Source organism: Pseudomonas sp. PDM20, assembly GCF_014852575.3.
Classification (GTDB): Bacteria; Pseudomonadota; Gammaproteobacteria; order Pseudomonadales; family Pseudomonadaceae; genus Pseudomonas.
Genome location: NZ_CM181224.1, coordinates 5,198,640 through 5,220,115, shown reverse-complemented (window position 1 = coordinate 5,220,115; position 21,476 = coordinate 5,198,640). Strand labels below are relative to the sequence as shown.

Sequence of the window (21,476 nt, the reverse complement as noted above, 5' to 3'; positions counted from 1 at the left end):
GAGACTGCAATGCTGAAGATCGACGGCGCTCGCCTGTGGGCGAGCCTGATGGAGATGGCCCGGATTGGTGCCACCGCCCGTGGCGGCTCGCGCCGTCTGGCGCTCTCGGAAGAGGATCGCGCCGGCCGCGAGCTGTTCGAAGGCTGGTGCCGCGACGCAGGTCTCAGCCTGCGCCGGGATTGCGTGGGGAACCTGTTCGCCCGCCGCGCCGGGGAGGATGACAGTCTCGACCCGGTCGTGATGGGCAGCCATCTGGATACCCAGCCCGAGGGCGGCCGCTTCGACGGCGTGTACGGTGTGCTGGCGGGGTTGGAAGTGCTGCGCAGCCTGAACGATCACGACATCGGCACCCGCCGCCCGCTGGAAGTGGCGGTCTGGACCAACGAAGAGGGCGCGCGCTTCACCCCGGCCATGCTCGGCTCGGCGGCTTTTACCGGCGCCATGCCGCTGGAGGCCGCGCTGGCCTCGCGGGATGCCGAAGGCGTGAGTGTGGGCGATGCGCTGCAAGCGCTCGGCTGGCAGGGCGACCTGCCGCTGGGCCGGCGCCTGGACTCCTATTTCGAGGCGCACATCGAGCAGGGTCCGATCCTGGAGGACAACGCCATCGACGTCGGTGTGGTTACCGGCGGCCAGGCGATCCGCTGGCTGGATGTGTGCGTGGGCGGCCAGGCCGCCCACGCTGGCACCACGCCGATGCCGCTGCGCCACGATGCGCTGTTCGGCGCTGCTGAGATGATCCAGGCCCTCGAAGCGCTGGCGCAGCGCTTCTCGCCCCACGGATTGGTGACTGTCGGACAGCTGGACATCGCCAAGTCCTCGCGTAACACCATTGCCGGCGTGGTGGACTTCACCATCGACCTGCGCCACCACCGCGACGATGTGATCGCCGCCATGGAGCAGGATGCCCGCGCGTTGCTCGAAGCTATCGCCGTGCGCCGCGAGCTGACCCTGCAGATCGGCGTGCACTGGATCAGCCCGGCCACGCCCTTCGATGCCGACTGTGTGGGCCATGTGCGCGAGGCCGTGAAGGCGCTGGGCTACTCGTACCAGGATATTGTCAGCGGTGCCGGTCACGACGCTATCCACCTGGCGCGCAGGTGTCCGACTGCCATGGTGTTCATTCCCTGTATCGGCGGCCTGAGCCACAACGAGGCCGAAGACGTGATCCCCGAACAGGCGACCCAGGGCGCCGACGTACTGCTCAACGCTGTGCTGGCCCGAGCCGGCCGGATCGACTGAAGGAGACACCGATGCAGACCTTCTTCCACCCCGACCAGTTGCTGCACGTCCCGCGCAGCTACTTCTCCCGTGGCCAGATGCGTACCCCACAGGAAGTGCCACAGCGCGCCGAGCACCTGCTGGACGCCGTGCGCGCATTGGGCTTCCCGCTCGCCGAACCGCAGGACTTCGGTCGTGAGCCGCTGTTGGGCGCGCACAGCGCGGCGTACCTGGAGTTTCTCGAGCACGCCTACGAGCGCTGGCACGAAGTGCCGGAAGACTGGGGCGACGAGGTGATGTCCAACGTCTTCATCCGCGAGGGCAACCCGCTGCGAGGCATCCTCGCCCAGGCGGCGCGCTACCTCGCTGACGGCAGCTGCCCGTTGGGCGAGCATACCTGGCGCGCGGCGTACTGGTCGGCGCAGAGCGCGGTGGCGGCGGCGCGGGTGGTGCGCGACGGTGCCCCATCGGCTTACGCCTTGTGTCGCCCGCCAGGCCACCACGCACGGGAGGAGGGGGCCGGTGGCTTCTGCTACCTGAACAATGCCGCTATTGCCGCCGCGGAGCTGCGTGCGCGCTTCGGTAAGGTCGCCATCCTCGACACCGACATGCACCACGGCCAGGGCATCCAGGAAATCTTCTATGGCCGCGACGACGTGCTCTATGTCTCGGTGCATGGCGACCCGACCAACTTCTACCCGGTGGTCGCCGGTTTCGACGACGAGCGCGGAGCGGGGCGGGGCGAAGGCTTCAACCTCAACCTGCCGATGGTACATGGCGCCAGCGAGGAGGACTTCTTCGCGCAGGTCGAGACAGCGCTGCGGGCGGTTCGCGAATTCGGTGCGCAGGCGTTGGTGCTGTCCTTGGGCTTCGACATCTACAAGGATGACCCACAGTCGAAAGTGGCAGTGACCACCGAGGGCTTCGCGCGGCTCGGACGCGAGGTAGCGTCGCTGGGGCTGCCGCAGGTCATCGTGCAGGAAGGCGGCTATCACCTGCAGACGCTGGAGGCCAATGCGCAGGCGTTTTTCGGCGGGCTAAGGGACTGATCCTGCGAAAAAAGCGGAGGGCGTTACGAGGGGTAGGACTCCTAAAACTAGCGCTGTCCGGAGCCCCCGCCAAGGTATTTCGTCGTACGACGAAAAAAACTTTCGTAGGAAGGAAAAAGACTTTTTATCGTCATGTTTTTTCCTGTATTTGTTGAGTCGTAGACCGCCGAACCCTGCAGACAGGTGGCGGCCCCGGCCCGGCCAGTCCCTTGTATGCAGTGCTCTCGAATCCTGCCGATCCCAGGAACCCGAGAGCCGGTGGCTCACCGCACGGCGGAGCGCTGTAAAGGCATTCCGTCGTAACGCTCCTACAAGAGGTGACCTGCGTATGGATGACCACGGACGCTCCCGCCCCACCCAGCCCACCCTGTACGTCCTCGACACCAACGTCCTGATCCACGATCCCAACGCCTTGCTGAACTTCCAGGAGCACCACGTCGCGATTCCGATGACGGTGCTGGAGGAACTGGACAAGCTCAAGACCGGAAAACACACCGTGGCCGCGGAATGCCGCCAGGCAATCCGCCTGATCGATTCGGTGCTGGGCGAGGCCTCGCCCGAGCAGGTAGAGGATGGTGTGCCCATCCAGCGCGGCAAGAGCGGGCCGTGCGGCAGCCTGTCGATCCTCATGAGCAAGCGCGCCGAGCCGATCACCTGGCTGCCCGAGCACCTCAACGACAACAAGATCATCAACCAGCTGGTGGAGCTGAAGAGTCGCCATAGCAGCAAGCGTGTGGTGCTGGTCACCAAAGACATCAACATGCGCCTGAAGGCGCGTGCCTGCGGGGTATTTGCCGAGGATTACCACACCGACCAGCTGGTCGATGACATCAACCTGCTGTCGCGTGGTTATCACTCGCTGAGCGGATCGTTCTGGGACCGCGTCAGCAAGGTGGAGACCCGCCAGGACCGCGGTCGCACCTGGCACCGCGTGCAACTTACCGACAACCTGCCGGCGGTGCACATCAACGAGTTCATCGTCGATGAGCAGGGTTTCGTCGGCTGGATCAAGGGCATCGACCAGGACGAGCTGACCATCCTCGACCTGCACCAGGAACCGCTGCTGCACCAGGAAGCCTGGGGCCTGCGTCCGCGTGACGTGTACCAGTCCCTGGCGCTGTACGCGCTGCTGGACCCGGACATCCACCTGGTCAACCTGTCCGGCGCCGCCGGCTCGGGCAAGACCATCCTCGCCCTGGCTGCCGCCATCGAACAGACCATGGTCACCAAACGCTACAAGCGCATCATCGCCACCCGCAGCGTACAGGGCCTGGACGAGGACATCGGCTTCCTGCCCGGCACCGAGGCGGAGAAGATGGAGCCCTGGCTCGGCGCGATCACCGACAACCTCGAAGCGCTGCATTCGGATGATGAGTGCACCCATGGCAGCGTCGACTACATCCTCAGCAAGGTACCGCTGCAGTTCAAATCGCTGAACTACATCCGTGGCCGCAGCTTCCAGCAGAGCCTGATCCTGATCGACGAGTGCCAGAACCTCACCCCGCACCAGATGAAGACCATCATCACCCGCGCGGGCAACGGTTCGAAGGTGGTCTGCCTGGGCAACCTGGCGCAGATCGATACCCCCTACCTGTCGGCCACCAGCTCCGGCCTGACCTACCTGACCGAACGCTTCAAGGACTTCCCCCACGGCGTGCACGTAACCCTGCAAGGGGTGCCGCGCTCGGTGCTGGCGGAATTCGCCGAAGCCCACATGTAAGGCAACCAAGGCCCGCCGTCCGGCGGGCCTTTTCTTTCTGTTCGAGGCTGTTCGCGAGCGAGGACTGGGCGTTCCCCTCGGTTCTACAGGTCCGGACGCTTGCGCTCCTCGCAGGAGCGAGCCTGGTGGCGAACCCGCCCAGCGCTGGTGCCGGCGACCATCCCGCTCATACCTCTTCTTGTATACAATCCTCCCCCCAACGCGCCGCCCTCCGCTCCGCAGGCCGCGTCCACCGGGAGTACACTGTTCCCCTGATTCACCGGAGAGTTCCCACCGTGCTGACCCATCTCGATTCCCAGGGCCGCGCCAACATGGTCGATGTCACCGAAAAAGCGGTGACGTCCCGTGAGGCCGTGGCCGAAGCCCGGGTGCGCATGCTCCCGTCCACCCTGCAGCTGATCCAGGACGGCGGCCATCCCAAGGGCGACGTGTTCGCCGTGGCGCGCATTGCCGGTATCCAGGCGGCGAAGAAGACCCATGACCTGATCCCGCTTTGCCACCCATTGCTGCTGACCAGCGTGAAGGTCGAGCTGGCCGCCGAGGGTGAAGACACCGTGCACATCGTCGCCCGTTGCAAACTGGCCGGGCAGACCGGTGTGGAGATGGAAGCGCTGACCGCCGCCAGCGTCGCCGCGCTGACCATCTACGACATGTGCAAGGCCGTGGACCGTGGCATGACCATCGACAGCGTGCGCGTGCTGGAGAAGCTCGGCGGCAAGAGCGGTCATTACGTTGCTACAGAAAGCGTTGCGGGAGACACCCCATGATCCGCGTGCAGTACTTCGCCCGCTACCGTGAAGCCCTCGGCCTGGATGGCGAGCAGCTGAACTGGAGCCAGTCCCTGGCCAGCCTGGACGACCTGCGGCGCCTGCTGCTGGAGCGCGGTGGCGCCTGGGATGTGCTCGGCGAGCAGAACCTGATGTGCGCGCGCAACCAGGAGCTGTGCTCCCTGGACGAGCCCCTCGCCGATGGCGACGAGGTGGCGTTCTTCCCCACCGTTACCGGAGGCTGAGCCCATGGCGATCCGCGTCCAGCCGGCGGCGTTCGATCCGGGCGCTGAACTCAATGCGATGCACGCCGCCAACGTCGGCGTCGGCGCGGTGGTCGGCTTCGTCGGCTACGTGCGTGATTTCAACGACGGCCGCGAGGTGGGCGGCATGTTCCTCGAGCACTACGCCGGCATGACCGAAAAGGCGCTGGCGAAGATCGAAGTCGAGGCCAATGAGCGCTGGCCGCTGCTGCGCCTGGAAATCCTCCACCGCATCGGCCGCCTGGAACCGGGCGAGCCTATCGTCTTCGTCGGCGCCGCCAGTGCGCACCGCCAGGCCGCGTTCGACGCCTGCAATTTCGTCATGGACTACCTGAAGACCCGCGCGCCGTTCTGGAAGAAGGAAGACACCACCGACGGCCCGCGCTGGGTCGAAGGGCGCTGCAGCGACAAGGCCGCTGCCGAGCGCTGGAAGGGCTGAGTCCTTTCGTCGAGCCTGCGTCCCTGCGGGGGCGCATTCGCGGAGCTTGTCTATGCTCAGGGGCGATGCCAGGGAGGTGTCGTTGCGCTACGCCAAGGACGCGTTCCTCGCCATGTTGTACATCTCCTGGCTCCGCCGCCGTGCCTGCCTTGGCCGCGCGGCGAATCGCAAGCCGAGGAGATTTCCATGACCAAGCCCAACTTTGCGCTCAAGACCCTCGCCGCCGCCCTGCTGGCGGGCGGCTTCTGCCAGGGCGCGCTGGCCTGCACCACCATCATCGCCGGGCGCAACGCCACCGCCGACGGCTCCGTGCTGGTCGCGCGGCTGGAGGACTACACCTACAACAACCACGCCAAGCGCTTCGTCGTGGTGCCGCCGCAGACCTACAAGGACGGCGACAAACTCAGCTTCGACAACGGTGTCAGCGTGCCCGCGCCCAAGGCAGGCCTGCGCTACACCGCCATGCGCGACTGGAACGGCGATCAGCGTGGCGCCCTTGGCCCGTGGAGTGAGTTCGGCACCAACGAGGCAGGCGTGATCCTCTCCGCCACCAACAGCACCGAGCCCAATGACAAGGCTGCCAAGGCCGACCCGCTGGTGGCGGACGAGGGCGGGGTGATCGAGGCCATTCTGCCGGACCTGATCCTGCCCCAGGCGAAGACCGCCCGCGAAGGCGTGGAGCTGTTGGGCAAGTACGTCGAGACCCTCGGCGCCGGGGAAACCAACGGTATCCAGATCGCCGACGACAAGGAGGCCTGGCTGTTCGAGATCGGCTCCGGGCACCACTGGATCGCCGTGCGCGTGCCGGACGACGGGTACGTGGTCATGGCCAACGGCATGCGTGTGCACGACGCCGACCTCAACGACAAGGCCAATGTCCTGAGCAGTGCAGGCATCGCCGAGTTCGCCGAGAAGCACCAGTTGCTGGACAAGGTCGACCCGGCGAAATTCAACTTCGCCAAGGCCTTCGGCATCGTCGGCGACGCCTACAACGTCGACCGTGAATGGCTGGTGCAGAGCAAGCTGGAGCCGGGCCGCAAGCAGGACATCCGCCAGCAGCAGTATCCCTTCTATACCAAGCCGGAGAAGCCCATCAGCGTCGAGCAGGTGGCGGCCATCCTGCGTATCGACAACTACGCCGGCACCCCGCTGGACGGCAAGAAGCCGGCCGGTGACCAGAAGCAGCGGCCAATCGCCATGGAGCGCAACGTCGAGGCGCACATCCTGCAGGTCCGTCCGCAGATGCCCAAGGGCTTGCAGGTGCTGTCCTGGCAGTCCCTGGGCAACGTGCGCGACGGCCTGCTGCTGCCGTATTACCTGGAAAGCCTGCGCAACACGCCGCGGGTGTTCCAGCAGGGCAGCGACGACTTCGACGAACACTCGGCCTGGTGGACCTTCCGCAGCCTGACCTCCCTGGCCCATGCCAACGACAAGCAGTACATGCCACTGCTGCACGGCTGGCGCGATCGTCTGGAAGGCAGCCTGCGCGCTGCGCAACCGGCGCAGGACGACATGCTCAAGACCCTTGCGCAGAAGGACGGTGAAGTCGCCCGCGCCGCCGCCGAACGCTTCAGCAACGGCACCGCGCTGTGGGCCCTGGACCAGGCCGGCGTGCTGCGCGCCAACATCCTCACCGACCTGACCAAGTCCACCGAGCAGAATTACAGCGCCGAGGAGCTGGAGAAGATCAAGCACCTCTAGTGCGCTGACGGCAGGTACTGCCCCGCTCGCGCCGGGGCAGTACCTCCTAGGAGGAATGGGCGGTAGAAGGGAAGGGGCGCAGGCTGGCGCCAGCCCTTTTTGCTCCGAATCGGAGAGCCCCTCATGAGCCATCTCAGCACCCCGGAATTCCTGCCGCTGGAGATCGCTGTCCTCACCGTCAGCGATACCCGCAGCCTGCACAACGACACTTCCGGCCAGGCCCTGGTGACCTCGCTGCAACGCGCCGGCCATGCCCTCGCCGAACGCCAGCTGGTGATCGACGACATCTACCAGATCCGCGCCGTGGTTTCGGCCTGGATCGCCGACCCCAAGGTCCAGGTCGGCCTGATCACCGGCGGCACGGGCTTCACCGCCCGCGACAACACCCCGCAAGCCGTCGCTCCGTTGCTCGAGCGCACCGTGGATGGCTTCGGTGAGCTGTTCCGACAGATTTCCCGCGAGGAAATCGGCACCTCCACCATCCAGTCCCGCGCCATCGCCGGCATCACCAACGGCACGCTGATCTGCTGCCTGCCCGGTTCCACCGGCGCCTGCCTCACCGCCTGGGAGAAGATCCTCCTGCAACAGCTCGACAGCCGCACCAAACCCTGCAATTTCGTCCCTCATCTCAAGCGCCTGCCCGAGCGCCCGGTGCTGGCCTGCGGTACACGCTCGTGAGCGCCTGCGGCTGTTCCGGCACCGGCCTGCGTCCGGTGGACGAGGCCATCGCCGCGCTGATGGATTTCGTTCCGCTGGCGCCGCCGACCGTGCGCGTCGATCTGGAAAGCGCCCTGGGCCGCATCCTCGCCGAGGACATCCACTCACCTATCGACCTGCCCCTGTGGGACAACAGCGCGATGGACGGCTACGCCCTGCGCAGCGCCGACATGGGGCCGGCAGGCGCACGGCTGAAGATCGCCGGCTACATCGCCGCCGGCGATGCCGCCCAGGTCGAACTGCAACCTGGCCAGGCCATGCGCATCTTCACCGGCGCGCCGTTGCCGCCGGGGGCGGACAGCGTGATCGCCCAGGAAGACTGCGAGGTCGATGGTGACTGGCTGCAGGTGCCCGTGGTCGGGCATGGCAGCCATGTGCGTCGCCGCGGTGAAGAGCTGTGCGAAGGCGATGCCTTGCTCAGTGCCGGGAAGAAACTGCGCGCCCAGGACCTCGGCCTGCTCGCCAGTGTCGGCCTGGACCGCGTCAGCGTCTATCGCCCGCTGCGTGTCTGTCTGCTGAGCAGCGGCGACGAGCTGCGCGAGCCCGGTGAGCCCCTGGCTCCGGGGCAGATTTACAACGCCAACCGCTTCAGCGTCGGCGCGTTGCTGCGCGGTTGGGGCATCGAAGTCCACGACTACGGCGTGCTCGCCGACACCCTGGCGGCCAGCCGCGATGCGCTGAGCCTCGCCGCGTCCGAATGGGACGTGCTGATTACCAGTGGCGGCGTGTCGGTGGGCGACCGCGACTACCTCAAGCAGGCGATTCGCGAACTGGGCGAGCTGCACCTGTGGAAGCTGAAGATGCAGCCGGGCAAGCCGCTGGCGTTCGGCAGCATCGCCGGCAAGCCGTGGATCGGCCTGCCGGGCAACCCGGCCGCCGCGCTGGTGACTGCACTGGTGGTGGCGCGGCCGTTCCTCTGGCGTGCCCAGGGGCGCAGCTCGGCCGATACCTTGCCGGTGACGCTGCCGGCGGGGTTCGACTGGCCCACGGCCAACTCGCGCCGCCAGTACCTGCGTGCGCGTCTGGAACTGGACAGCAGCGGCGTCGCTCGCATCTGCCTGCATCCGCAGCAGGGCTCGGCCATGCTGCGCGCGGCGAGCTGGGCCGATGGCCTGGCGGTGGTGGAGGCCGGGCGCACCCTGCACGCCGGCGAGCCGCTGCCCTTCCTGTCTTTCAGCGAACTCGGCGCCTGACGCCGTTCCCGGCTGCCGGCGGGGGCCGGCGGCCACCGCAATGCCCGGGGGAAGCATGCAACTGGTCTGTCCGGCGGGGAGTCTGCCCGCCCTGAAATCGGCCCTGCGCGAGGGCGCCGACGCGATCTACGTCGGCTTTCGCGATGACACCAACGCCCGGCACTTTGCCGGCCTCAACCTCGATGACCGCCAGCTGCGCCAGGGTGTGGAGCTTATCCACAGCGCCGGCAAGCAGATGTATGTGGCGGTCAACACCTATCCCGGCGCGGCCGGCTGGGCCCGCTGGCGACGCGCGGTGGACCACGCCGCCGATCTCGGCGTGGATGCACTGATCGCCGCCGATTGCGCGGTGCTCGGCTACGCCGCCAGGCGCCATCCGAAGCTCGCGCTGCACCTCTCGGTGCAGGGCTCGGCCACCAACGTGGCGGCGCTGGCGTTCTATCACGAGCGCTACGGTATCCGCCGCGCCGTGCTGCCGCGCGTGCTTTCGCTGGCGCAGGTGCGCCAGGTGGCGGCGAACAGCCCGGTGCCCATCGAAGTCTTCGCCTTCGGCAGCCTGTGCATCATGGCCGAGGGGCGCTGCCACCTGTCGTCCTATGTCACCGGCGAGTCGCCCAACCTCTGTGGCGTCTGTTCGCCGGCCAAGGCGGTGCGCTGGAGCGAGGAGCCCGAGGGCCTGACCTCGCGCCTCAATGACGTGCTGATCGACCGTTACGCGCCGGATGAGCCGGCAGGCTACCCGACCCTGTGCAAGGGCCGCTTCGTGGTCAATGGCGAGCGCTTTCATGCCCTGGAAGAACCCACCAGCCTGAACACCATCGACCTGATCCCGCAGCTGGCGGAAATCGGCGTGGCGGCAGTGAAGATCGAAGGCCGGCAACGCAGCCCGGCCTATGTCGAGCAGGTCACCCGCGTCTGGCGCCAGGCGCTGGATGCGTGGCAGCGCGCACCCGAGAACTACCGCGCGCTGACGCAGTGGCAGGACGCCCTGGACAAGCTTTCCGAAGGCCACCAGACGACCCTGGGCGCCTACCATCGCTCCTGGCAGTGAGGACCTCGTGATGAAACTCAGCCTGGGACCGGTGCTGTTCTACTGGGACCGCCGGACACTCCTGGATTTTTATGCGCAGATGGCCGAACAGCCGCTGGACGCCATCTACATCGGCGAGACCGTCTGCTCCAAGCGCCGCGCCATGTCGCTGGACAACTGGCTAGGCCTGGGGCGCGAGCTGCAGCAGCAGAGCGGGGCGCAGATACTCATCTCGGGCCTCGCGCTGATCGAGGCGGCCTCCGAGCTGTCGTCGTTGCGTCGCCTCTGCGCCAATGGCGAGCTGCAGGTCGAAGCCAGTGACATGGGCGCGGTGCAGATTCTCGGCACTCTGGGCGTCGAATTCGTCGGCGGCCCGGCGCTCAACGTCTACAACGGCCACACGCTGGCTGAGCTGCACGCCGCCGGCTTGCGCCGCTGGGTGCCGCCGGTGGAATGCTCCGGCGAGCAGATCCACGCGGTGATCGAGCAGGCGCGCGAGCTGGGCATCAACGACGTGGAGACCGAGGTGTTCGCCTACGGCCATCTGCCGCTGGCCTACTCGGCACGTTGCTTCACCGCCCGGGCGGAGAACCGGCCCAAGGACGACTGCCAGTTCTGCTGCATGAACTACCCCGAAGGCATGTCGATGCTCAGTCAGGAAGGCATGCCGTTGTTCACCCTCAACGGCATCCAGACCATGTCCGGCGAGGCCAGCAACCTGCTGGCGGACTACGCCTCGCTGCGTGATTGCGGCGCCGACCTGCTGCGCCTGAGCCCGCGTGCGGAAGGCATGGTGGAGGTCGTGCAGGCCTTCGACCGCGTGCGCAAGGGCGCGACGCCGCCCCTGGCGGTGGAGGGTTGCAACGGATACTGGCATGGCCGTCCGGGCATGCTGCGCAGCGATGAGGTGAACCTGTGCTGACACTCGAAACAGGTGCCCTGCGCGCCGCCGACCGCCTGCTGCCACTGGCCGCGCGCGTCCCTTCGGGGCTGCAGCGCGCGGTGCTGCAGCGTGCCGCCAATCGCCTGTTCGCCGAGCCGCTGGCGGACGGTGCTTTCGACATCCTCGACGGCCACTGGCTGCGCCTGGAAGTGAGCGATCTCGGTCTGGCCTGGAGCTTCACCCACGACCGTAACGGCCTGCGCTTCGCCGATGCCTGCTCGCCCAGCGTGACCATCCGTGGCAGCTGGCGCGATTTCCTGCTGCTGGCGGGGCGGCAGGAGGACCCGGACACGCTGTTCTTCCGCCGCCGTCTGGTGATCGAGGGCGATACGGAACTGGGTCTGGCGGTGAAGAACCTGATCGACAGCCTCGATCCGGACAGCCTGCCGGCGTGGCTGTGGAGCGCCATGCGCCGCGCCAGCCGGGTGGTGCAGGAGAACGCCTGAGGCGCTCACCCTCTGCGATACCCATGCTGTTTTGGTGCGCCAATCGATGGGTATCGCTTCGCTCCACGCCATCCTACGCTGGAGCCGTCCTTCGGTTTTGAGCCGGGTCTGGGCGACTGCCTAAGGCTCAGGCCGGGACGCGCACGAGGAACTGCAGTTCCTCGTAGAGCATCTCGAAGTCCTGCACCGGTGCGTCCTGGCCATAGCGCTTCTTCAGGCCGTACTCGGTCAGGGTGATCTCGTGCTCGGCCTTCACCCCGTGGCGCGCCAGGCAGTTCTGCACGCAGTGCAGGTGGCAGCCATCCACGGCGATGATCGGCCGGCCGGAGCAGGCCTTCTTCACCAGTGCCGGCACGTCGCCGCCGACTCCCGCGATGCAGGACATCTCCGCCAGGCCGTCACGGTCCAGGCGCAGGGCGAGGTCGTTGGCCAGCTGCGCGAGGTTCGAGCAGCCGGAACAGGAATAGACGAGGGGCAGGTGCGGCGAGGGCGGCATGGGGACCTCCAGGGTGAGTCCCGCAGTGTCCTGCCGCGACGCCTTGTCGCGACATGATCTGAATCAAGTCGGCGAGTGGACTACTACCTGGTAGGTAGGGCAAATAAAGCGGAACGCTTTATTCGCCGTCGCAGGCAGTTGGCGGATAACGCCTGGGGCGTTATCCGCCCTACGTACGGGATCAGCTTTGCGTAGGGGGGGAGTGCGGTCAGACGAGGTGGTTCTCCACCGCCCACACCGCCGCCTCGACGCGCGAGCGCATGCCCAGCTTGTGCAGCACACGCTTGACGTGGACCTTCACCGTGCCTTCGGTGATGTCGAGCTTTCGCGCGATCATCTTGTTGCTGTAGCCGTGGGCGAGCTGGCGGAGGATCTGCCGCTCGCGATCGGTGAGCTCCTCGATACCCTTGGGGCGGTCGTCGCCGCGCAGGGCCTGGGCCAGTACCTGGGTCAGCTGCGGGCTGATGGTGAGCTGGCCGGTGGCGGCCTGGCGGATGTGCTCGAGCAGGCGCTCGGGCTCCATGTCCTTGAGCAGGTAGCCGTCGGCGCCGGCGCGCAACACGTTGATCACGTCGTTGCGGTCGTCGGAGACGGTGAACACCACGATGCGCGCATCTTCGCCGTTCTCGCGCATGGCGCGCAGGGTATCCAGGCCGGTCATGCCCTTCATGTTGAGATCGAGCAGGATCATGTCCGGTTCCAGCTCCGCGGCCATGCGCAGCGCTTCCTCACCGCTGCCGGCTTCGCCCACCACCTGCAGGTCCTCTTCGAACTCCAGCAACTGGACGACGCCCTTGCGCATCATCGGGTGGTCGTCGACGAGCAGGATGCGTGCGCGGTCATCGGTGGGGGTGGCCGTCATGGGTGGGTCTCCGGGTATTGCGACAGGGGTTTGTGGGCGAAGCGCACGCTGACGCGGGTGCCCTGAGGCTCGCGCGGGGCGATGTTGAAGGTGGCTTCCAGGGTCTGACTGCGCTCCCGCATGATGCTAAGCCCATAGTGCCCATTGCGGCTCTGCGCTGGGTCAAAGCCCACGCCATCATCGTCCACGGTAATGCATACCTGGTCCTCGGCATCCTCGAAGAGGGTGACCTTCGCCTGCTTCGCCTGGGCGTGACGCACCACGTTGGACAGCGCCTCGCGGACGATCTGCAGGATGTGGATTTCCTCGTTGGGGTTGAGCGGAATGTGCGCCAGGCGGTTGTCCAGTTCGATGGCCAGGCCTCCGCGTTCGCCGAACTCCTCCACGGTCTTCACCAGCGCCGCCTCCAGGCTGGACTGCTCCAGGCTCAGGCGGAAGGTGGTGAGCAGCTCGCGCAGCTGGCGGTAGGCGCTGTTGAGGCCCTCGCGCAGTTCGTCGAGGGTCTCGTCGATCTTCTCCACCGGCACGTCGCGCTTGAGCAGGGTGGCCAGGCGGCTGACCTGGATCTTCAGGTAGGACAGCGACTGCGCCAGCGAGTCGTGCAGTTCGCGGGCGATGGTGCTGCGCTCGGCAAACAGCGCAAGGCGGTTCTCCTGTTCCTGCTGCAGCGACAGGGCGAAGGTGCGCGCGATGTTGTCGCAGAAGCCTTCGACGAACTGCTGTTGCCAGTCTTCCAGGTGGCCGTCGGGGGTTTCGATGAACAGCTCGCCGAAGCGGTGCTCGCCGATGGACAGCGGCTGCATCAGCAGCGGATTGATGCCGCGGATCGGGTTGTTGCAGTGGTCGGCCTGGGCGCGGCACTCGCCGCAGTTGCCCTGCAGGCAGAAACTGCCAGTGATGCCGTCGGTGGTCAGCGAGGAGTAGGCGCGTTCGACGCCGTCCTTGTTCAGGCACAGCGTCACCTTGCCGGCCTGCAGCACGCGTTCGAGCTGGTTCAGCAGCGGCTGCAGCGAGCGCTCGTCGTACGGGTCCTGGCCCAGGCGGCGGGCGCTGTCGTAGAGCAGCTCCAGGCGCTGGTGGCTGTTGGACAGGTCGCGGGTCTTGTCCTCCACTCGCGCTTCCAGTTCGCGGTAGCTGGCCTGCAGTTCCGCGGCCATCTGGTTGAAGCGTTCGCCAAGCTGGCTCAGCTCGTCTTCGCCGCTGCTGCTGACGCGCGCGTCGAGGTCGCCTTCGCCCAGGCGGCGCGCGGTGGTGGTCAGTTCGCGCAGCGGGCCGACCACGTGGTAGCTCAGGTCGTAGAGGCTGATGAACACCACCAGCAGGCTGAGGAACAGGCACAGGCCCTGCACCGTACTGAGCATCTGCGAGCGGTACTCGGCATTGCGCTGCAGGGTGCCGACGAAGCCGTCGATGTGCCCGACGAAGGTGTCCAGCGTGGCCAGGGCCGGGGCTTCGGAGAGGTCGAGGTTCTGCAGTTCTTCGCGCAACCGGTCGTGCTGCTGGCGGATCGGCGCGTCGGCATCGGAGCGGCGCAACAGGCGGGTGATCTCGTCGTTGTTCAGGCGCGCGGCGAGGGTCGACTGCAGGGCCTGGCGGTTGATCGGCGACGGGTCCAGCGCCAGGCGGTAGGTGAGCATCCGCAGCGAGCCGGCCTGGTTGATCACCGCCGCGTCCTGGTGCGAATAGTCGGCGAACAGCAGGGCGCTGAACATCCCGGCCAGGGCCAGTGATACCAGCAGCGTGAGGTAGCAGCCGAAGCGCACGACGATGGATTTGCGCAGGGAAGGGCGCCCGGCGGGGGGACTACCCACAAAGAGTCGGTCGTGGCCGGCAGGGTCGGCAGTGCGTGCCGTATTCATAAGAAATGCCTTTTAAAACAATGAGTTAAGCATTCATTTCAGTGATACCCACAAGGAGGTAGCGGCGCGCATCTGCTCACGAATCGCCGTTTGGCTCATTGATGGCGATCAAGAGAAGGCGGCTAGTCCTTACCTAACGTGCGGGCAAAGGCTGTCAGGAAGTGAGCTTAGCCATGTTGTCCCACCGTCAGAAACAGTACTCCGTGCTCGGCATGAGCACACTGGCGTTCGCCGTGAACTTCGCGGTCTGGACGATGTTTTCGATCATCGGTATCCGCATCAAGGAAGAGCTGGGCCTGTCCGAGGCACAGTTCGGCCTGATGGTGGCGCTGCCGATTCTTACCGGTTCGCTGGTGCGCCTGCCGCTGGGCTTGATCACCGACCGCTTCGGCGGGCGCATCGTATTCTTCATCCACATGCTGCTGGTGGCCATCCCGATCTACGGCCTGGCCTTCGCCACCCTCTACTGGCACTACCTGGTGCTGGGCCTGTTCGTCGGCCTGGCCGGTGGCTCCTTCGCCGTGGGCATCGCCTACACCTCCTCGTGGTTCGAGAAGGAACGCCAGGGCACCGCCATGGGCATCTTCGGCGCCGGCAACGCCGGTGCGGCGATCACCAACCTGGTGGCGCCGATGATCGTGGTCGCCTTCGGCTGGCGCATGGTCCCGCAGATCTACTCGGTGGCCATGCTGGTGACCGCGCTGCTGTTCTGGTTCTGCACCTGGACCGACCCCGCCCACACCAAGGGCGGCGACGCGGACCCGAGCCGTCCGCGCCCGACCCTGGCCAAGCAACTGGCACCGCTGGGCGAGCTGCGCGTGTGGCGCTTCGGCCTGTACTACTTCTTCGTCTTCGGCGGCTTCGTCGCCCTGGCCCTGTGGCTGCCCAAGTACTACATCGCCGAATACGGCCTGGACCTGCGCACCGCTTCCTTCATCACCATGCTGTTCACCCTGCCGTCGGGCCTGATCCGCGCCCTGGGCGGCTGGTTCAGCGACAACTACGGCGCCCGTGCGGTGAACTGGGGCGTGTTCTGGATCTGCCTGGTCTGCCTGTTCTTCCTCTCGTACCCGCCGACCACCATGACCATTCACGGCATCAAGGGCGACGTCAGCCTCGGCATCGGCCTGAACGTCTGGCTGTTCACCTTCCTGGTGTTCGTCGTGGGCATCGCCCAGGGCTTCGGCAAGGCCAGCGTGTACCGGATCATCCACGACTACTACCCGCAGAACATGGGCACCGTCGGCGGCATGGTCGGGGTCATCGGCGGCCTCGGCGGATTCTGCCTGCCCATCCTGTTCGGCTACGCCGCCGACCACATCGGCGTGCGCTCCTCCTGCTTCATGTTGCTGTTCGGCCTGACCGTGATCTGCATGGTCTGGATGCACTACGCGATCAAACAGCAGCAACGCCTCGATGGCCAGGCTCACGCGGCCGACGTCGACGCCACTCCCATTCCTTCTCGTCAATCCTGAGGTAGTGCCGTCATGGGCATGATCAACTCCCAACTCAAAGCCGCCAGCGGTCCGCTGCTGATCGACTGGCGCCCCGAGGACTCCGAGTTCTGGGCGCGCAGCGGCAAGCGCATCGCCGCGCGCAACCTGTGGATCTCGATCCCCGCGCTGCTGCTTGCCTTCGCCGTCTGGATGATCTGGAGCACCGTCACCGTGCGCCTGAACGCCGCCGGTTTCAGCTTCAGCAACGACCAGCTGTTCATGCTCGCCGCGCTGCCATCGATCTCCGGCGCCACCCTGCGGGTGTTCTACTCCTTCATGGTGCCGGTGTTCGGCGGCCGCCGCTGGACTGCGCTGTCCACCGCCTCGCTGCTGATCCCATGCCTGTGGCTGGGCTTCGCCGTGCAGGACCCGACCACCCCGTACTGGGTGTTCGCGACCATTGCCCTGCTGTGCGGTTTCGGCGGCGGCAACTTCGCCTCGAGCATGTCCAACATCAGTTTCTTCTACCCGAAGAACTCCCAGGGCACTGCCCTGGGCCTGAACGCCGGCCTGGGCAACCTGGGCGTCTCGGTGATGCAGTTCGCCGTACCGCTGGCCGTGGCCGGTGGCCTGTTCGGTGCCTTCGGTGGTGAGCCGCAGGAGCTGTCCGACGGTGGTCGTCTGTTCCTGCAGAACGCTGGCTGGATCTGGGTGCCCTTCATCGCCGTGGTGGCCGTGGCCGCCTGGTTCGGCATGAACGACATCGCTGATGCCAAGGCGTCCGTCCGCGACCAGGCGGTGATCTTCAAGCGCAAGCACAACTGGCTGATGTGCTGGCTGTACGTGGCCACCTTCGGCTCGTTCATCGGCTTCTCCGCCGGCTTCGCCATGCTCAGCAAGACCCAGTTCCCGGACATCAACCCGCTGCAGTACGCCTTCCTAGGCCCGCTGGTCGGCGCCCTGAGCCGGCCGCTGGGCGGCTGGCTGGCGGACAAGTTCGGTGGCGCGCGCATCACCCTGTGGAACTACGTGGCAATGGTCGCCGGGGTGTTCGCGGTGATCAGCTTCCTGCCGGGGGCCAACGGTGCGGGCAGCTTCTTTGGCTTCCTCGGCTCCTTCATCGGGCTGTTCTTCTTCGCCGGCATCGGCAACGGCAGCACCTTCCGCATGATCCCGGTGATCTTCCGCAACGAGTGGGCCGCGCGCCTGAAGCAGGGCAGCTGCACCGAGGCTCAGGCAGCCAAGAGCGCCAGCATGGAATCAGCGGCGGTGATCGGTTTCTCCGCTGCCATCGGCGCCTTCGGCGGCTTCTTCATTCCCAAGGCTTTCGGCACTTCGCTGGCCATGACCGGCAGCGCCGAGGGCGCCCTCTATGTGTTCGTCGCGTACTACGTGAGCTGCATCGTCGCCACCTGGTGGTGGTATGCGCGCAAGGGGGCCGAGAGTCCCTGCTGATTGCCGTGGCGGGCGCGCCTGCGCCCGCCGCCAAACCGTTCCGCGAGCTTGATTAGCGTTTGAACGCCCGGCGCAGACCGGGTGAGGAGATACAGATGAGTTACCTACTCGACCGCCTGCAATTCTTCAAGAAGAAGCAGGGTGAATTCGCCGATGGTCATGGCGAGGTCACCAACGAAAGCCGTGCCTGGGAAAACAGCTACCGGCAGCGTTGGCAGCACGACAAGATCGTTCGCTCTACCCACGGGGTGAACTGCACCGGCTCGTGCTCCTGGAAGATCTACGTGAAGAATGGCCTGATCACCTGGGAAACCCAGCAGACCGACTACCCGCGTACCCGCCCGGACCTGCCCAACCACGAGCCGCGCGGTTGCCCCCGTGGCGCCAGCTACTCCTGGTACATGTACAGCGCCAACCGCCTGAAGTACCCCAAGGTGCGCAAGCCGCTGCTCAAGCTCTGGCGTGAAGCCCGCGCCACCCACAACGACCCGGTGGACGCCTGGGCCAGCATCGTCGAGGACAAGGCCAAGGCCAAGAGCTACAAGAGCGAGCGCGGTCTGGGCGGTTTCATCCGTTCGAGCTGGAGCGAAGTCACCGAGATCATCGCTGCGGCCAACGTCTACACCGCCAAGGTCTACGGCCCGGACCGCGTGGTCGGCTTCTCGCCGATCCCGGCCATGTCCATGGTCAGCTACGCCGCCGGCGCCCGTTACCTGTCGCTGATCGGCGGCGTGTGCCTGTCCTTCTACGACTGGTACTGCGACCTGCCGCCGGCCAGCCCGCAAATCTGGGGCGAGCAGACCGACGTGCCGGAGTCGGCCGACTGGTACAACTCCAGCTACATCATCGCCTGGGGCTCCAACGTCCCGCAGACCCGCACCCCCGACGCGCACTTCTTCACCGAAGTCCGCTACAAGGGCACCAAGACCGTGGCCGTCACCCCGGACTACTCCGAAGTGGCCAAGCTCACCGACCTCTGGCTCAACCCCAAGCAGGGTACCGACGCTGCACTGGGTATGGCTTTTGGTCACGTCATCCTCAAGGAATTCCACCTCGAGAAACCCAGCGCCTACTTCGTCGACTACTGCCGCCAGTACACCGACATGCCGATGCTGGTGCTGCTCGAACCGCACACCGACGGCGTACTCAAGCCGACCCGCTACCTGCGCGCGGCGGACCTGGCGAACAACCTCGGCCAGGACAACAACCCCGAGTGGAAGACCATCGGCCTGGACGAAATCTCCGGCGAGCTGGTTTCGCCCACCGGCGCCATCGGCTATCGCTGGGGCGAGTCGGGCAAGTGGAACATCGAGGAAACCGAAGGCGGCGAGAAGCGTGAAACCCGTCTGGCCCTGACCCTCATCGACGGCCCGGAAAAAGCCTGCGACGTGGGTTTCCCGTACTTCGCCGGCCAGGAACACCCGCACTTCAAGGGCGTGGAAAACGACGAGGTGCTGGTGCGCCGCGTACCCTTCCGCGAAGTGACCGGTGCCGAGGGCCAGACCCTGCGCGTCGCCACCGTGTATGACCTGCAGATGGCCAACTACAGCGTCGACCGTGGCCTGGGCGGCCGCAACGTGGCTGCCTCCTACACTGACGCCGACGTGCCCTACACCCCGGCCTGGCAGGCCCGCATCACCGGCGTACCGGCTGCCCGCGCCATCCAGGTGGCGCGCGAGTTCGCCGACAGCGCCGACAAGACCCACGGCAAGGCCATGGTCATCATCGGTGCGGCGATGAACCACTGGTACCACATGGACATGAACTACCGCGCGGTCATCAACATGCTGATGATGTGCGGCTGCATCGGCCAGAGCGGCGGCGGCTGGGCGCACTACGTGGGTCAGGAGAAGCTCCGCCCGCAGACCGGCTGGGTCCCGCTGGCCTTCGGTACCGACTGGAGCCGCCCGCCGCGCCAGATGAACGGCACCAGCTTCTTCTACCTGCACAGCTCGCAGTGGCGCCACGAGAAGATCTCGATGCACGAGGTGCTCTCGCCGCTGGCCGACACCAAGCAGTTCCCCGAGCACGCGCTGGACTACAACATCCGCGCCGAGCGCATGGGCTGGTTGCCGTCCGCCCCGCAACTCAACCGCAACCCGCTGCACATCGCCGCTGACGCCGAACGCGCCGGCATCCCGGTGCAGGACTACGTCGTCCGCGAACTCAAGGCCGGCAACCTGCGCGTGGCCAGCGAACAGCCGGACGATCCGCAGAACTTCCCGCGCAACATGTTCATCTGGCGCTCCAACCTGCTCGGCTCCTCGGGCAAGGGCCACGAGTACATGCTCAAGTACCTGCTGGGCGCGAAGAACGGCGTGATGAACGCCGACCTCGGCAAGGACGGCGGTCCCTGCCCGGGCGAAGTCGACTGGGTCGACGAAGGCGCCGAAGGCAAGCTGGACCTGGTCACCACCCTGGACTTCCGCATGTCCTCCACCTGCATGTACTCGGACATCGTCCTGCCGACCGCGACCTGGTACGAGAAGGACGACCTCAACACCTCCGACATGCACCCCTTCATCCACCCGCTGTCGGCCGCCACCGACCCGGCCTGGGAAGCCAAGAGCGACTGGGAGATCTACAAGGCGATTGCCAAGAAGTTCTCCGAGGTTTCCGTCGGCCACCTGGGCGTGGAGAAGGACCTGGTGACCGTGCCGCTGCTGCACGACACCGCCAACGAACTCGCGCAGCCGTTCGGCGGCAGCGACTGGAAGAAGGGCGAGTGCGAACCGGTTCCCGGCCGCACCATGCCGACCCTGCACGTGGTCGAGCGTGACTACCCCAACACCTACAAGAAGTTCACCTCCCTCGGCCCGCTGCTGGACAAGCTCGGCAACGGCGGCAAGGGCATCGGCTGGAACACCGACAAGGAAATCCAGCTGCTTGGCGAGCTGAACCACAAGGTCACCGAGACCGGCATCAGCGAAGGCCGTCCGCGCATCGAGAGCGCCATCGACGCCGCCGAGGTGATCCTCGCCCTGGCGCCGGAAACCAACGGCCAGGTCGCGGTGAAGGCCTGGGAAGCCCTGTCGGTCTTCACCGGCCGCGAGCACGCCCACCTGGCGCTGCCCAAGGAAGAAGAGAAGATCCGCTTCCGCGATGTCCAGGCGCAGCCGCGCAAGATCATCTCCAGCCCCACCTGGTCGGGCCTGGAAGATGAGCACGTGAGCTACAACGCCGGCTACACCAACGTCCACGAGATGATCCCGTGGCGCACCATCACCGGTCGCCAGCAGTTCTACCAGGATCACCCCTGGATGCAGGCCTTCGGCGAAGGCTTCGTCAGCTACCGGCCGCCGGTCAACACCCGCAGCACCGACAAGCTCTTCAACAAGAAGCCCAACGGCCACGCCGAGATCACCCTGAACTGGATCACCCCGCACCAGAAGTGGGGCATCCACTCCACCTACAGCGACAACCTGCTGATGCTCACCCTGTCGCGTGGTGGCCCGATCATCTGGATGAGCGAGCACGACGCGAAAAGCGTAGGCATCGAGGACAACGACTGGGTCGAGGTCTTCAACGCCAACGGTGCCGCGACCTGCCGCGCCGTGGTCAGCCAGCGCGTGAAGGACGGCATGGTGATGATGTACCACGCCCAGGAACGCATCGTGAACCTGCCGGGCAGCGAAACCACCGGCACCCGCGGCGGCCACCACAACTCGGTGACCCGCGTGGTCCTCAAGCCCACCCACATGATCGGCGGCTACGCCCAGCAGGCGTGGGGCTTCAACTACTACGGCACCGTCGGCTGCAACCGCGACGAGTTCGTCGTGGTGCGCAAGATGAACAAGGTCGACTGGCTCGACGAGCCGGAGCAGGGCGGACTGGGCGGTGACGCTCTGCCGCAACCGCTGCCCCAGGACATTTGAGGATTAC

18 protein-coding genes are annotated in these 21,476 nt (G+C 66.3%); 15 read left to right on the top strand and 3 right to left on the bottom strand.

Annotated features, from left to right (window positions below):
- The first annotated feature begins 9 nt into the window (after nucleotides 1-9).
- The 12 genes from IB261_RS24010 (at nucleotide 10) to ubiT (ending at nucleotide 11,486) form a co-directional block, all read left to right on the top strand.
- The gene (locus tag IB261_RS24010; protein ID WP_192381007.1) at nucleotides 10-1,239 is read left to right on the top strand and encodes a Zn-dependent hydrolase; all 1,230 of its coding nucleotides are present in this window, start codon (nucleotides 10-12) and stop codon (nucleotides 1,237-1,239) included.
- An 11-nt stretch (nucleotides 1,240-1,250) separates the two neighbouring features.
- Entirely contained in the window at nucleotides 1,251-2,267 is a 1,017-nt protein-coding gene (locus tag IB261_RS24005) for a histone deacetylase family protein (RefSeq protein ID WP_192381008.1), read from the top strand.
- A 328-nt stretch (nucleotides 2,268-2,595) separates the two neighbouring features.
- The gene (locus IB261_RS24000; RefSeq protein WP_017519020.1) at nucleotides 2,596-3,987 is read left to right on the top strand and encodes a PhoH family protein; all 1,392 of its coding nucleotides are present in this window, start codon (nucleotides 2,596-2,598) and stop codon (nucleotides 3,985-3,987) included.
- Between the two features lie 275 nt (nucleotides 3,988-4,262).
- Nucleotides 4,263-4,754 (top strand): cyclic pyranopterin monophosphate synthase MoaC, encoded by a 492-nt coding sequence (gene moaC, locus IB261_RS23995; RefSeq protein WP_081516160.1) that lies wholly within the window; start codon nucleotides 4,263-4,265, stop codon nucleotides 4,752-4,754.
- On the top strand, nucleotides 4,751-4,999 hold the full coding sequence (locus tag IB261_RS23990) for a MoaD/ThiS family protein (protein ID WP_045210719.1): 249 nt from the start codon (nucleotides 4,751-4,753) through the stop codon (nucleotides 4,997-4,999). Before moaC ends, IB261_RS23990 begins: the two co-directional genes overlap by 4 nt.
- A 4-nt stretch (nucleotides 5,000-5,003) precedes the next feature.
- Complete coding sequence (gene moaE / locus IB261_RS23985) at nucleotides 5,004-5,456, top strand: molybdopterin synthase catalytic subunit MoaE (RefSeq protein WP_151188183.1); 453 nt, start codon at nucleotides 5,004-5,006, stop codon at nucleotides 5,454-5,456.
- 186 nt (nucleotides 5,457-5,642) lie between these two features.
- Nucleotides 5,643-7,157: a C69 family dipeptidase gene (locus tag IB261_RS23980; protein ID WP_192381009.1), complete on the top strand. Its 1,515-nt coding sequence runs from the start codon at nucleotides 5,643-5,645 to the stop codon at nucleotides 7,155-7,157.
- A gap of 123 nt (nucleotides 7,158-7,280) precedes the next feature.
- A complete protein-coding gene (gene moaB, locus IB261_RS23975; RefSeq protein ID WP_081516155.1) occupies nucleotides 7,281-7,835 on the top strand; it encodes a molybdenum cofactor biosynthesis protein B in 555 nt (184 codons plus the stop codon).
- A complete protein-coding gene (locus tag IB261_RS23970) occupies nucleotides 7,832-9,067 on the top strand; it encodes a molybdopterin molybdotransferase MoeA (RefSeq protein WP_192381010.1) in 1,236 nt (411 codons plus the stop codon). Before moaB ends, IB261_RS23970 begins: the two co-directional genes overlap by 4 nt.
- A gap of 55 nt (nucleotides 9,068-9,122) precedes the next feature.
- A complete protein-coding gene (gene ubiU / locus IB261_RS23965) occupies nucleotides 9,123-10,118 on the top strand; it encodes a ubiquinone anaerobic biosynthesis protein UbiU (protein ID WP_192381011.1) in 996 nt (331 codons plus the stop codon).
- Nucleotides 10,119-10,128: 10 nt separating this feature from the next.
- A complete protein-coding gene (locus tag IB261_RS23960) occupies nucleotides 10,129-11,019 on the top strand; it encodes a U32 family peptidase (RefSeq protein ID WP_151188181.1) in 891 nt (296 codons plus the stop codon).
- On the top strand, nucleotides 11,013-11,486 hold the full coding sequence (gene ubiT, locus IB261_RS23955; RefSeq protein ID WP_081516147.1) for a ubiquinone anaerobic biosynthesis accessory factor UbiT: 474 nt from the start codon (nucleotides 11,013-11,015) through the stop codon (nucleotides 11,484-11,486). The genes IB261_RS23960 and ubiT overlap by 7 nt, the downstream gene beginning before the upstream one ends.
- Nucleotides 11,487-11,613: 127 nt before the next feature.
- Here the strand turns inward: ubiT and IB261_RS23950 are convergent, their stop codons facing one another.
- The 3 genes from IB261_RS23950 to IB261_RS23940 form a co-directional block, all read right to left on the bottom strand.
- Nucleotides 11,614-11,982: a putative zinc-binding protein gene (locus tag IB261_RS23950; protein WP_015478588.1), complete on the bottom strand. Its 369-nt coding sequence runs from the start codon at nucleotides 11,980-11,982 to the stop codon at nucleotides 11,614-11,616.
- A gap of 208 nt (nucleotides 11,983-12,190) precedes the next feature.
- Entirely contained in the window at nucleotides 12,191-12,844 is a 654-nt protein-coding gene (narL, locus tag IB261_RS23945; protein ID WP_081516145.1) for a two-component system response regulator NarL, read from the bottom strand.
- Complete coding sequence (locus IB261_RS23940; protein WP_192381012.1) at nucleotides 12,841-14,703, bottom strand: histidine kinase; 1,863 nt, start codon at nucleotides 14,701-14,703, stop codon at nucleotides 12,841-12,843. Before IB261_RS23940 ends, narL begins: the two co-directional genes overlap by 4 nt.
- Before the next feature lie 173 nt (nucleotides 14,704-14,876).
- Between IB261_RS23940 and IB261_RS23935 the strand changes: the two genes are divergently transcribed.
- The 3 genes from IB261_RS23935 (at nucleotide 14,877) to IB261_RS23925 (ending at nucleotide 21,469) form a co-directional block, all read left to right on the top strand.
- A complete protein-coding gene (locus tag IB261_RS23935) occupies nucleotides 14,877-16,178 on the top strand; it encodes a nitrate/nitrite transporter (protein WP_081516141.1) in 1,302 nt (433 codons plus the stop codon).
- Between the two features lie 12 nt (nucleotides 16,179-16,190).
- Nucleotides 16,191-17,594, top strand: a complete 1,404-nt coding sequence (locus IB261_RS23930; RefSeq protein ID WP_081516139.1) for a NarK family nitrate/nitrite MFS transporter — start codon at nucleotides 16,191-16,193, stop codon at nucleotides 17,592-17,594.
- A 95-nt stretch (nucleotides 17,595-17,689) separates the two neighbouring features.
- A complete protein-coding gene (locus IB261_RS23925) occupies nucleotides 17,690-21,469 on the top strand; it encodes a nitrate reductase subunit alpha (protein ID WP_192381013.1) in 3,780 nt (1,259 codons plus the stop codon).
- Nucleotides 21,470-21,476: the final 7 nt, after the last annotated feature.